Source organism: Pseudomonas sp. WT-JTC (assembly GCF_056711565.1).
Genome location: NZ_CM160042.1, coordinates 6,031,693 through 6,044,187 on the forward strand (window position 1 = coordinate 6,031,693; position 12,495 = coordinate 6,044,187).

Annotated in this window: 11 protein-coding genes; 1 reads left to right on the forward strand and 10 read right to left on the reverse strand. The window is 60.4% G+C overall.

The features are described 5' to 3' along the window. The 4 genes from AC06G5_RS27500 to AC06G5_RS27515 all read right to left on the reverse strand — a co-directional run bounded on the left by AC06G5_RS27500 (position 1) and on the right by AC06G5_RS27515 (position 3,334). Positions 1–702, reverse strand: a complete 702-nt coding sequence (locus AC06G5_RS27500) for a lipoate--protein ligase family protein (RefSeq protein ID WP_413424204.1) — start codon at positions 700–702, stop codon at positions 1–3. Between the two features lie 146 nt (positions 703–848). Continuing rightward, positions 849–1,685, reverse strand: coding sequence for an indole-3-glycerol phosphate synthase TrpC (gene trpC / locus AC06G5_RS27505; RefSeq protein ID WP_008017435.1), 837 nt, complete (start codon positions 1,683–1,685; stop codon positions 849–851). Further along, positions 1,682–2,731, reverse strand: a complete 1,050-nt coding sequence (gene trpD, locus AC06G5_RS27510; RefSeq protein WP_223548332.1) for an anthranilate phosphoribosyltransferase — start codon at positions 2,729–2,731, stop codon at positions 1,682–1,684. Before trpD ends, trpC begins: the two co-directional genes overlap by 4 nt. Positions 2,732–2,740: 9 nt before the next feature. Further along, the gene (locus tag AC06G5_RS27515; RefSeq protein ID WP_007980194.1) at positions 2,741–3,334 is read right to left on the reverse strand and encodes an aminodeoxychorismate/anthranilate synthase component II; all 594 of its coding nucleotides are present in this window, start codon (positions 3,332–3,334) and stop codon (positions 2,741–2,743) included. A gap of 408 nt (positions 3,335–3,742) precedes the next feature. Between AC06G5_RS27515 and estP the strand changes: the two genes are divergently transcribed. Continuing rightward, the gene (gene estP, locus AC06G5_RS27520; protein ID WP_413424201.1) at positions 3,743–5,653 is read left to right on the forward strand and encodes an esterase EstP; all 1,911 of its coding nucleotides are present in this window, start codon (positions 3,743–3,745) and stop codon (positions 5,651–5,653) included. Between the two features lie 71 nt (positions 5,654–5,724). On the opposite strand, the gene trpE is transcribed toward estP, so the two are convergent. From trpE to AC06G5_RS27550, 6 genes are all read right to left on the reverse strand, one after another. Next, a complete protein-coding gene (trpE, locus tag AC06G5_RS27525) occupies positions 5,725–7,206 on the reverse strand; it encodes an anthranilate synthase component I (protein ID WP_413424199.1) in 1,482 nt (493 codons plus the stop codon). Between the two features lie 69 nt (positions 7,207–7,275). Beyond that, entirely contained in the window at positions 7,276–8,094 is an 819-nt protein-coding gene (locus AC06G5_RS27530) for a phosphoglycolate phosphatase (RefSeq protein ID WP_413424197.1), read from the reverse strand. Further along, complete coding sequence (gene rpe / locus AC06G5_RS27535; RefSeq protein ID WP_413424195.1) at positions 8,091–8,765, reverse strand: ribulose-phosphate 3-epimerase; 675 nt, start codon at positions 8,763–8,765, stop codon at positions 8,091–8,093. The genes AC06G5_RS27530 and rpe overlap by 4 nt, the downstream gene beginning before the upstream one ends. Positions 8,766–8,855: 90 nt before the next feature. Then, positions 8,856–10,004 (reverse strand): iron-containing alcohol dehydrogenase, encoded by a 1,149-nt coding sequence (locus AC06G5_RS27540; protein ID WP_413703930.1) that lies wholly within the window; start codon positions 10,002–10,004, stop codon positions 8,856–8,858. Positions 10,005–10,246: 242 nt separating this feature from the next. Beyond that, the gene (locus tag AC06G5_RS27545; protein WP_008017428.1) at positions 10,247–11,071 is read right to left on the reverse strand and encodes an ABC transporter permease; all 825 of its coding nucleotides are present in this window, start codon (positions 11,069–11,071) and stop codon (positions 10,247–10,249) included. Positions 11,072–11,083: 12 nt separating this feature from the next. Further along, positions 11,084–12,331, reverse strand: a complete 1,248-nt coding sequence (locus AC06G5_RS27550; RefSeq protein WP_057396328.1) for an ABC transporter permease — start codon at positions 12,329–12,331, stop codon at positions 11,084–11,086. Between the last annotated feature and the right edge of the window lie 164 nt (positions 12,332–12,495).

A 12,495-nucleotide genomic window follows, 5' to 3' on the forward strand; every position in this document is an offset into this window, starting at 1 on the left:
CTAGCCGCTGAACATCTGCGCCAGCATCAACCGGTAGAGTTTATCGAGGCGCGCCAATGCATCGGGCGCCTTGAACTTCTCATGCAGCGCAATGTGACTTTCGGCGCGGACTCGTTGCTCCAGACCGCAGGCCTCATTGAAACGATTGACCGCGGCGACCATCGACTCTCGCTCGTTATCCAGAAGCATCGCTCCATGTACCAGCCCCACCGGACGCTGCCCACCCTGACTCTGGCGCCAGCGCTGGGCGGTACCGACCATTTTGCGTCCATCGAGGTTGACGTTGAAGCGACCGTCACAGAAAGCGCCTTCGATTTCACCCAGAGATGAAGTGCCACCCAACTCATCGAGCAACTGACAGATCGGATCGCACAAGCGCCGGTAACCGGTCTCGATACGGTTCAAATCCCCTTCGCTGCGCGGCGGCGCGTAAACCAGTGCGATGTTGATGGTCGAGGCCGATTGCGGCACCGGCTCACCACCGGTTTCACGCAACAGCACCGGCCAACCTGCCGCCGCCGACACTTCGCACGCGGCTTCGAAACCGGGCAAGCGATTCAAGCGGCGCGGCATGACCAGTGCCCGATCGGTCGGCTGCCAGAACAGCAGGCCGAACTCGGCGTCGCCGGCGCAGACCGAGGCCAACAGATCCTGCTCGGCTTGCAGGCCGGCTTCGATGGTCAGGGGGATGGGTGAGGTCATAAGCTATTCCGTAGGACATGAAGTCTGTGGTGCATCTTATGCCGCCTTCGCGAGCAAGCCCGCTCCCACACTGGATTTCTGGTGTTAGCAAATTTCTGTGTGGGAGCGGGCTTGCTCGTGGAGGGGTCAACTCGATCTGCGGGTAATCAGTCGAGTGTAGAACCGCTGACGGGCACACCGCGCTCAGGGAAGAACAGGCGCTGCAACTCGGTACCCGGGCTTTCGGCACGCATGAACGCTTCACCGACCAGGAACGCGTAGACGTCGCTGATTTCCATCAACTCGACATCGGCACGGTTGAGGATGCCGCTCTCGGTGATGACCAGACGATCACGCGGGATACGCGGCAACAGGTCAAGAGTGGTTTCCAGGCTGACGTCAAAGGTGTGCAGGTTACGGTTGTTGACCCCGACAAGCGGCGTGTCGAGGGTTTTCAACGCGCGCTCCAGTTCGTCGCCGTCGTGCACTTCAACCAGCACATCGAGATTGACGCTTTTGGCCACGGCCGCCAGCTCGGCCATTTTCACGTCGTCCAGCGCGGAGACGATCAACAGCACGCAATCGGCGCCCAGCGCACGGGCTTCGACGATCTGGTACGGATCGATCATGAAGTCCTTGCGGATCACCGGCAGGTTGCACGCGGCACGGGCCTGCTGCAGATAGGCATCGGCGCCCTGGAAGTAGTCGATGTCGGTGAGTACCGACAGGCAGGTCGCGCCGCCCTTTTCGTAGCTTCTGGCAATATCGGCGGGAATGAAGTTCTCGCGGATCACGCCTTTGCTCGGCGAGGCTTTCTTGATTTCGGCAATCACCGCTGGCTGTTTTTTCTTGGCTTGCTCCAGCAATGCCTTGGCAAAACCACGGGGTGCATCGGCCGCCTTGGCCAGACTTTCCAGCTCGCTCAAGCTCACACGGGCGCTACGCTCGGCGACTTCCTGAACCTTGCGGGCCAGAATGTTTTCCAGAACCGTCGGTACACTCATCCCTCATTCTCCACTTTGAATACCGCGGTAAACGCACCCAGTTCCTCGAGCTTCTCTCGAGCGAGACCGGTGTGCAGCGCATCGTGCGCAAGTGCAACTCCCTCTTTCAAACTGCTGGCATGGTCAGCGGCGTACAGCGCAGCACCGGCATTGAGCATGATCATTTCGGCCGCTTTCTGACCGTTCTCCGTCTTGCGCTTGCCCAGGGCATCACGAATCAGCTCAAGGGAAGCCGCCGGGCTATCCACCGCCAGGCCATGCAGGCTCTGGCTCTTCATGCCCAGGTCTTCCGGCTCGACCCAATACTCGGTGATCTGGTCGTTTTTCAACTCTGCCACGAAGGTCGGTGCTGCCAGGCTGAATTCATCCAGGCCATCCTTCGAATGCACCACCAGCACATGTTTGCTGCCCAGGCGCTGCAATACTTCCGCCAGCGGCCGGCACAAGGCCTGGGTGAATACGCCTACCACCTGATGCTTCACACCGGCCGGATTCGTAAGCGGGCCGAGCATGTTGAACAATGTACGCAGCCCCAGCTCACGGCGCGGACTTGCAGCGTATTTCATCGCAGAGTGATGAGTCTGGGCAAACATGAAACCAATACCAACGTTGTCAATGCAACGCGCCACTTGCACCGGCGTCAGGTTCAGGTAAATGCCGGCCGCCTCCAGCAGATCAGCACTGCCGCTCTTGCCCGAGACTGCACGGTTGCCATGTTTGGCCACGGTGCAGCCAGCAGCGGAAACCACGAACGCAGCCGCGGTCGACACGTTGAAGATGTTCGCACCGTCACCGCCGGTGCCGACCACATCGACCACACCGTCGAGTGTCTTGAGTTCGACCTTGTCCGCCAGCTCGCGCATCACCGACACGGCACCGACGATTTCGTCGATGCTTTCGCTCTTCATGCGCATGGCCATCATGAACGCGCCAATCTGCGCGTCGGAGCATTGCCCGGTCATGATTTCGCGCATGACGTCGCGCATTTCATCGGTACTGAGGTCGAGGTGATCGACGATGCGGCTCAGGGCTGTCTTGATGTTCATGAAAAGTCCTTAGCGCGTGCCGCCGGTTTGTTTGAGGAAGTTGGCGAACAGTTCGTGGCCCTGCTCGGTGAGAATCGATTCCGGGTGAAACTGCACGCCCTCGATGTTCAGGGTCTTGTGACGCAGGCCCATGATCTCGTCGACCGAGCCGTCTTCGAGCTGGGTCCAGGCCGTCAGCTCCAGGCAATCGGGCAGGGTTTCACGCTTGACGATCAATGAATGATAGCGGGTCACCGTCAGCGGGCGATTCAGGCCTGCGAATACGCCCTTGTCCTCGTGAAATACCGGGCTAGTCTTACCGTGCATCACTTGACGGGCACGCACCACGTCACCGCCAAAGGCCTGGCCGATGGATTGGTGGCCAAGGCAGACGCCAAGAATCGGCAGTTTGCCGGCGAAATGCTTGATCGCTTCAATCGAAATACCGGCTTCGGTCGGGGTGCAAGGACCGGGGGACACAACGATACGCTCAGGATTGAGGGCTTCGATTTCAGCGATGGTCAGTTCATCGTTGCGCACGACCTTGACCTGGGAGCCGAGCTCGCCCAGGTACTGCACAACGTTGTAGGTAAAGGAGTCGTAGTTATCGATCATCAGCAACATGGCGTTAAGAACCTCTTGAATTCACTGACTTTAAAGATGGCCTTCGAATGATTGACCCGCAGAGCGCTGCACTTTGTCAGGTGCCGGAGTAGCGCCAGCAAAGCGGCATTTCAAACAGGTAAAGAAGGCAAAGCGGTACAGGTCCGGCCAGGCCGGCAAAAGAATTCAGGCGCGCCAACGCCAGCGGGCGTGTGCCTTGATGACTTGATCCAGGAGTTTACTGATGATCAACACGGGGAAGGTCTCATTCGTACGTCCCGGCACAGTAACTTAGCTTAGCAGAGCGTGCAATATCGCCGGGGGTACTGCCCGCGAAACTCTTAAAGGCTTCGCGACAGATGGCAAAAGGCCGAAAGTTTTTGGTACTGTCGTTTCGTTCACTACAACAATAAATAAACGGACTTGCTCATGATCAAACAGTCGTTGTTTGTACCGCTCGCAGGATGCTTGCTCGCTATGGCATGCGCCCAGGCGAACGCCGCTCCCAATCCTTATACAAGCTACATTGTCTTCGGGGACAGCCTCAACGACGCCGGGACCTTTGCCGACACTGGCGGGCCTGCCGGGGCGACACAACGCTTTACCAACCGTACGGGGCCGGTGTACCTGGATGGCAGCGGCGAAGTCCGCTCGCTCAACTCCACGCAGATACTGGGTGGAAAACTGGGATTCTCGGCGGACCAGACCGCGTCCTCATCTTCGGCAGTGCGCGCCAGCAACGGCCAGCCGGATGGCAACAACTGGGCCGTCGGCGGCTACCGCACGGATCAGATTCTGGATTCGATCACCAGCACTTCCGACACCGGCGCTCGCACCCGAGCCGGATACCTGCCGTCGAACAACTTCCGCGCCGACCCGAATGCGCTGTATTACCTGTCAGGCGGCGGCAACGACTTCCTCCAGGGGCGCGTCACCAGCCTGCCCCAGGCCAGCGCCGCAGCTGACAGACTGGCCGACAGCGTGCAGGCGCTGCAAACCGCCGGCGCCAAATACGTCATGGTCTGGTTGCTGCCCGATATCGGCTTTACCCCGGCATTCAATGGCACCCCGCTGCAAGCGTTCACGTCCCAGCTCAGCACCCAGTTCAACACTGAACTGGTAAGCCGACTGCAAAACATCAATGCCTCAGTCATCCCGCTCAACATTCCGGTACTGCTCAAAGAGACGTTCGCCAACCCGGCACAGTTTGGCCTGGCCACCGACCAGAACCTCATCACCACCTGCTTCAGCGGCAACGGTTGCACCGAGAATGCCCGATACGGCATCAACAGCGCCACGCCGGACCCGACCAAGCTGATCTTCAACGACTCTGTGCACCCCACCGAAGCCGGGCAACGCCTGATTGCCGATTACGCGTACTCCCTGTTGGCAGCGCCGTGGGAGCTGACCTTGCTGCCGGAAATGGCCCAGGGCACCGTGCGCGCGCATCAGGATGAATTGCGCAATCAGTGGCTGGCCGATTGGGAAAACTGGCAAGGCGTCGGCCAATGGCGAGCCATTGTTGCCGGCGGCGGACAGCATCAGGACTTTGACGGTCAGGACAGCGCGGTCAGTGCCGACGGCAACGGAGCCAACCTGAACATCGGTGGCAGTTATCGTCTTGATGATGCCTGGCGCGTCGGTCTGGCGGCCGGCTTCTATAACCAGAAGCTCGAAGCCGGCAGCAACGATTCCGACTACAAGCTCAACACTTACCTGGGCACGGTATTCGCCCAATACCAGCAAAACCGTGTGTGGGCCGACGCGGCATTGACGGCCGGGCATCTGGATTACGACAGCCTCAAGCGCAAATTCCAGTTGGGCGTCAATGAACGCGGCGAAAAAGGCGATACCAGCGGCTACGTCGAAGCTTTCAGCGCTCGCCTGGGTTACGACATTGCACAACAGGCCAGCAGCCCCTGGCATCTGTCGCCGTTTGTCAGCGCCGATTTCGCCAAGGTGCAAGTCGACGGTTACTCTGAAGACGGCAACGACTCCACGGCGCTGACCTTCGCCGATCAGGACCGCATTTCCCGCCGCCTGGGCGCTGGTCTGCAGGGCAAATACCAGTTCACCCCGCAAACCCAGGTCTTCGGCGAAGTGGCTGTCGAGCGCGAGTACAACGACGACACCCAGAACGTGGGCATCAACCTCAACAGCCTGCCGAACAATCAGTTCACGCTGCAAGGCTACACCCCGCAATCGCACCTGAGCCGCCTGAACCTGGGCGTGAGCCACAACCTCACCCGGGACCTGGCACTGCGCGCCAGCTACAACATTCGCAAGGACGACGACTTCACCCAACAAGGCATCAACGTAGGTGTTGCGCTGGACTTCTGATGTGCAGGCAATAAAAAACGCGGCGCCCTCACAGGCGCCGCGTTTTTTATGGGGGTGTAACCCTTGTGGAATCAGGCGTTCGGCGTTTGTTCGGCCAGGGCAACGGCACGGAACATTGCGCGGCGCTTGTTCAGGGTTTCTTCCCATTCCAGCGCCGGCACCGAGTCGGCGACGATGCCGCCACCGGCCTGCACATGCAGTTCGCCGTTCTTGATCACCGCCGTGCGGATCGCAATGGCGGTGTCCATGTTGCCGTTCCAGGCGAAGTAACCGACCGCACCGCCGTAGACACCCCGCTTGACCGGCTCCAGCTCGTCGATGATTTCCATCGCGCGAATCTTCGGCGCACCGGACAAAGTGCCCGCCGGCAGAATCGCTCGCAGCGCGTCCATTGCCGTCAGCCCGGCTTTCAGCTGCCCGGTGACGTTCGACACGATGTGCATCACGTTGGAGTAACGCTCGATCACCATCTTCTCGGTGAGCTTCACCGAACCGATCTCCGATACGCGACCGGTGTCGTTACGACCGAGGTCGATCAGCATCAAGTGCTCGGCAATTTCCTTGGCATCCGACAGCAGGTCTTTTTCCAGTGCCAGATCAGCCTCTTCGTTGGCCCCGCGCGGACGGGTGCCGGCAATCGGACGCACGGTGATCAGGTTGTCTTCGACCCGTACCAGCACTTCCGGCGAACTGCCGACGACGTGGAAGTCGCCGAAGTTGAAGAAGTACATGTAAGGCGTCGGGTTGAAGCAGCGCAGCGCGCGATACAGATCGATGGGTGCTGCCTTGAAATCAATCGACATGCGCTGGGACGGCACGACCTGCATGCAGTCACCGGCCAGGATGTATTCCTTGATGGTGTCGACGGCTCTTTCGTAATCGTCCTGGGTGAAGCTGGAGCGAAACACCGGGTCAGCCGCTTGCTGCTTGCTGAAGTCCAGGCCACGGCGCGGGGTGATCGGCTGACGCAGCTTTTCCAGGAGCTCTTCCAGGCGAGCGCGACCTTGCTCGAAGGCGTCTTCCTGAGCCGGGTCGGCCAGTACGATGGCGTGCATCTTGCCAGCGAGGTTGTCGAACACCACGACGGCGTCGGAGACCATCAGCAGAATGTCCGGCACGCCCAGCGGATCCGGGTTCGGGCACTTGCCCAGACGCTTTTCCACGTAACGCACGCAGTCATAACCGAAGTAGCCCACCAGGCCGCCATTGAAGCGCGGCAGGCCGGCAATGGTCGGCACATTGTAGCGAGCCTTGAAGGCTTCGACGAAGGCCAGCGGGTCTTCCACGTCGTGGCTTTCGGTCTCGACACCATCGACGGTCACGCTCACGTGGTGGTCGTGAACCCGCAGCACGGTGCGGCACGGCAACCCGATGATCGAGTAACGCCCCCACTTCTCGCCGCCCTGTACAGACTCCAGCAAGTAGGAATTAGGCTCGTCGGCCAGCTTCAGGTAGATCGACAGCGGCGTGTCGAAGTCGGCCAGGGTTTCGCAGGCAAGCGGGATGCGGTTGTAGCCGGCAGCGGCCAAACGCAGGAATTCTTCGCGGATCATGAGGTGCCTCGTGGCTTGAGGGTCGAACAGTCAGGTATGCAAACGCGCCGGAAACCGGCCAGGATCAAGTCAGGCGCGCCAACGCCAGCGGGCCAGGGCCTTGATGACTTTCATCCAGAGTTTGCGAGTGACCACCACGATGGCGTTTCCAGAAGGGGGTTTGACAGCGTCGACCAACGTTATCTCAGCGGCCGGATCCAGGCAACCGGGAATTAGCTTGCGCAGATCGTCGATCACCAACGCCGGCGACTCTTCGGCAATCGGCCGGCCGTGGTTATAGCCATAACTCAGGGCCACGCACTTGACCCCCGCCGCTTTCGCCGCCAGCACATCGCTGCGCGAATCGCCAACGAACAACGACTGCGAAGCCGGAATGTTGGCCATTTTCATCACGAAAAACAGCGCGGCCGGATCGGGTTTTTTCTGTGGCAGGGTATCGCCGCCGATGATCCAGCGGAAATAACGACCGATTTTCATCTGATCCAGCAACGGCGCGACGAAACGCTCCGGCTTGTTGGTGATCAGCGCCATCTCGACGCCCTGCTTTTGCAGCCATTTGAGAGTATCGCGCACGCCGGGGTAAACCACCGTCAGCTCGTGACCGTCCTCATAAAAGCCGTTGAACAGTTCCAGGGCATGTTCGGCTTCGATCTCATCGACACCCTCGGCGTCGATGTGATTGGCCAGCGCCCGGCGTACCAGCATGTGCACACCGTTGCCGACCCAGTCACGCACCGACTCGATGCCGACAGGCTGGCGCCCGAGTTTGAGCAGCATGTTGTCCACTGCCGCGGCGAGATCCGGGACCGAATCGACCAGCGTGCCATCCAGATCGAACATCACCAGACGCGGCAGGCGGCCCGGGAACAGCTGCTCAAAACCACTCATGGGCGAGCCAGCGCCAGTTCGGAACGCATCCTTTCGATGACTTCCTGATAGTTCGGCGCATTGAAGATGGCCGAGCCGGCGACGAAGGTGTCGGCACCGGCCGCTGCGATTTCGCGAATGTTGTTCACGTTCACGCCGCCGTCGATTTCCAGGCGAATGTCACGACCGGACGCATCGATCAACGCCCGTGCCTCACGCAATTTGTCGAGGGTGCTGGGGATGAACTTCTGCCCGCCGAAGCCCGGGTTGACGCTCATCAGCAGGATCATGTCGACCTTGTCCATCACGTGCTTGAGCACGTCCAGCGGGGTCGCCGGGTTGAACACCAGGCCCGACTTGCAGCCGCCTTCGCGGATCAGTTGCAGGGAGCGGTCAACGTGCCGGGTGGCTTCCGGGTGAAAGGTGATGTACGTCGCGCCGGCTTCGATGAAGTCGCCCACGATGCGGTCCACCGGGCTGACCATCAGGTGCGCGTCGATCGGCGCGGTCACGCCGTACTTGCGCAGCGCCGAGCAGACCATCGGGCCGATGGTCAGGTTCGGCACATAGTGGTTGTCCATGACATCGAAGTGCACGAAGTCGGCGCCGGCGGCCAGGACGTTGTCCACTTCCTCACCCAGGCGGGCGAAGTCGGCGGAGAGAATCGACGGAGCAATTACGAAGGGCTGCATGACGCACCTTTTCTGAGCAGAATCACGATGGCGCGCATTGTATACCTCATGCTTTGACGCGCGCACCGTGACCGCGATGATTGGGGTGGCCTAATAAGCCGCGCGGTAGATCTTCTCGATATCGACAGCACTCAGTTTGCGCGGGTTATTGCGCATCAGACGTTCGATCTCCGCGGCTTCCATGGCCATGGCCGGGATTGCATCCTCGGGAACCCCGAAACTGCGCAAACCAGACGGGATTTCCACTGCAGCGCACAATGCGCTCATGGCCTCCACGGCTTTGTCGGCCGCTTCATTGGCACTCAAATGCGCGGTCTTCACGCCCATGGCCTCGGCTATATCCTGCATGCGTTCGATGCAGGCCATCTTGTTCCAGGTCATGACATGGGACAGTAACAAGGCATTACTGACACCATGAGCGATGTTGAAACGCCCGCCCAGCGGATACGCCAGCGCATGCACCGCGCCAACCCCGGCATTGCCGAACGCCATGCCCGCCATCAGGCTGGCGGTGGCCATGTCTTCACGGGCCTGCAGGTTGGAAGGATTGGCATAGGCCTTTGGCAAAGCCTTGGCGATCAGTTTGATCGCGCCGATAGCCAGCGCATCAGTAATCGGCGATGCATTGACCGACAGAAAGGACTCGATGGCATGCACCAGTGCATCGACGCCGCTGGCGGCGGTGACACTGCGCGGACAGGTCAGGGTCATTTGCGGGCTGACCAGCGCCACGTCCGGCAGCAGGTAGTCACTGACAATGCCCTTCTTCAGTTGCGCAACCTTGTCGGAAAGGATGGCGACGTTGGTCACCTCCGAGCCGGTACCCGCCGTGGTCGGGATGGCGATCAGCGGCGGGCCTTTGCGCGGAACCTGATCAATACCGAACAGATCCTCCAGCGCGCCGTGGTAGCCGGCATAGGCCGCCACGCTCTTGGCAATGTCGATGGCGCTGCCGCCGCCCAGGCCGATCAGTCCATCATGCCCGCCGTCGCGATAGACCTGCATGCAGTCTTCGACGATGGCGATTTCCGGGTCCGGCAGTACCCGGTCGAAAATCTCGTAGCTGCGTTCGCCCAACTGCGCCAGTGCCAGCTCCACGGTGCCGGACTTGACCAGGGCGGCATCGGTGACGATCAGCGGGTTGTCGATGTCCAGGCGTGCCAGCTCGGCGGACAGTTGCTCGATGGCACCTGCGCCAGTGATCAATTTGTGAGCGATTTTGAAAGAGGAAAGACTCATGTGCGCAGCCTCTTATAGGTAGGGGAGCTGGGCACAAGAGTAGCTGGGGATTTGGGGTTGGCTGGTATTCAGGTCATGAATGACCAAGGTTTCCGGGGACACCAAAAAACACTGTAGGAGCGAGCTTACTCGCGATGGTCGCCAACGATAACGCGGGCCTTCTGAATGCCCGCGTCGCTCTAAGGTACATCGCGAGCAAGCTCGCTCCTACACCTACAGTTACAGCCGATCGGTGTGTGGCTTCAGACCTGCGCAGTACGCAATTTCTCGCTACGCCCACGCAGCCATTCCAGGGTCAGCAGCAGGATCACCGAGAAGGCAATCAGCAGCGTCGCGGCGGCGGCGATGGTCGGGCTGAGGTTTTCGCGGATGCCGCTGAACATCTGCCGTGGCAGAGTCGCTTGCTCGGGACCTGCGAGGAACAGCGTCACCACCACCTCATCGAACGAAGTCGCGAAGGCAAACAACGCCCCCGAGATCACGCCCGGCGCGATCAGCGGCAAGGTCACCCGGCGGAACGTGGTCAGCGGCGAAGCACCCAGGCTCGCAGCGGCCCGCACCAGGTTGTGGTTGAACCCCTGCAAGGTCGCCGACACCGTGATGATCACGAACGGCACGCCCAGCACGGCGTGCACCACGATCAGCGAGGTATAGCTGTTGCCGAATCCCAGTGGAGCGAAGGTCAGGTAACTGGCCACACCGATGATCACCACCGGCACCACCATCGGCGAAATCACCAGCGCCATCACCAGCGCCTTGCCCGGGAAGTCTCCCCGAGTCAGGCCGATCGCCGCCAGCGTACCGAAGATCATCGCCAACACGGTCGCTGCCGGGGCCACGATCATGCTGTTCTTCAACGAACGCATCCATTCCGCCGAGGCAAAGAAGTCCTGATACCAGTGCAGCGAAAAACCTTGCAGCGGGTACACCAGGAAACTGCCGGAGTTGAACGACAGCGGAATGATCACCAACACCGGCAGAATCAGGAACAACAGGATCAAGCCGCAGAGAATCCGCAAGCTGTAGAACCACACCCGTTCGATGGGCGACATATAAGGACTCAGCATTTCGTTCTCTCCTTAGCTCAGGCGCAGGCGACTGGCGCCTACCAGCCAGCTGTAAATCAGATAAAGCACCACGGTCGCCAACAGCAGCAGCCCACCGAGTGCGGTCGCCATGCCCCAGTTGATGCTGGTGTTGGTGTAGAAGGCGACGAAATAGCTGACCATCTGATCATTCGGGCTGCCCAGCAATGCCGGGGTGATGTAGTAGCCGATGGCGAGGATGAACACCAACAGGCAACCGGCGCCGACACCGGCATAGGTCTGCGGGAAATACACCCGCCAGAAGCTGGCGAACGGATGGCAGCCGAGGGAAATCGCGGCACGCATGTAGGTCGGCGAAATGCCTTTCATCACGCTGTAGATCGGCAGGATCATGAACGGCAGCAGGATGTGCACCATGGAGATGTAGACACCGACGCGGTTGAACACCAGCTCGATCGGCTTATCGATGATGCCCATCGCCATCAGGCCGCTGTTGATCAGGCCACCCGATTGCAGCAACACGATCCACGCCGCGACCCGCACCAGGATCGAGGTCCAGAACGGCAACAGCACCAGAATCATCAGCAGGTTGCTCTGCCGCGACGGCAGGTTCGCCAACAGGTAAGCCAGGGGATACGCCAGCACCAGGCAGATCACCGTGATGATCAGGCCCATCCAGAAGGTGCGGGCGAAGATGTCGAGGTAGATCGCCTGATCCGGGGTGGCCGGGGCGATTTCACCGAGGTCATCGATGCGATGATCGACAGCGGCCAGCAGGTAATACGGGGTGATGCTGCTGGTGTTGCGGCGCACCGCTTGCCAGTAGGCCGGGTCGCCCCAACGCTCATCGAGGCCTTCCAGCGCTTCTTTATAAGAAGCCGGCTCAGTGGCGAGCGGCAGGGCGCGGGCGGTTTTGGTCAGCAGGCTGCGATAACCTGCCAGCTCCATGTTCAGGCGTTTGGACAGATCACCCAGGGTCTGATTCTTGCGAGCGTCGGCGAGGTCTTCGGCCGCCGCTTTGTAAACCGGTTCAGCGGGCAGGCCGCGGCCGTCCCAACTGGCGATGGCCGTCACGGTGCGCGGCATGCCGCCGACCACTTCCGGGTTGCCAACGCTTTTGTAGAGCAGCGCCACGATCGGCACCAGAAACACCAGCAACAGAAACAGCACCAGCGGCGCAATCAACGCCTGGGCCTTCCAGCGGTTGACCCGCTCGGCGTGCTTGAGCCGCTGCTTCAAGGTGGGGTCAGTGCCCGCGTTCACGGGAACGGCGATAGCCATGGCGTACTCCGGAAATCTTTGATCATTGCAGAGGCGGGAAACCACCTCGATCGTTTAATACACAACCCTAATGTGGGAGCGGGCTTGCTCGCGAAGGCGGAGTGTCAGTCATCAACGATGCTGAATGTGCTGACGTCTTCGCGAGCAAGCTCGCTCCTACAGCG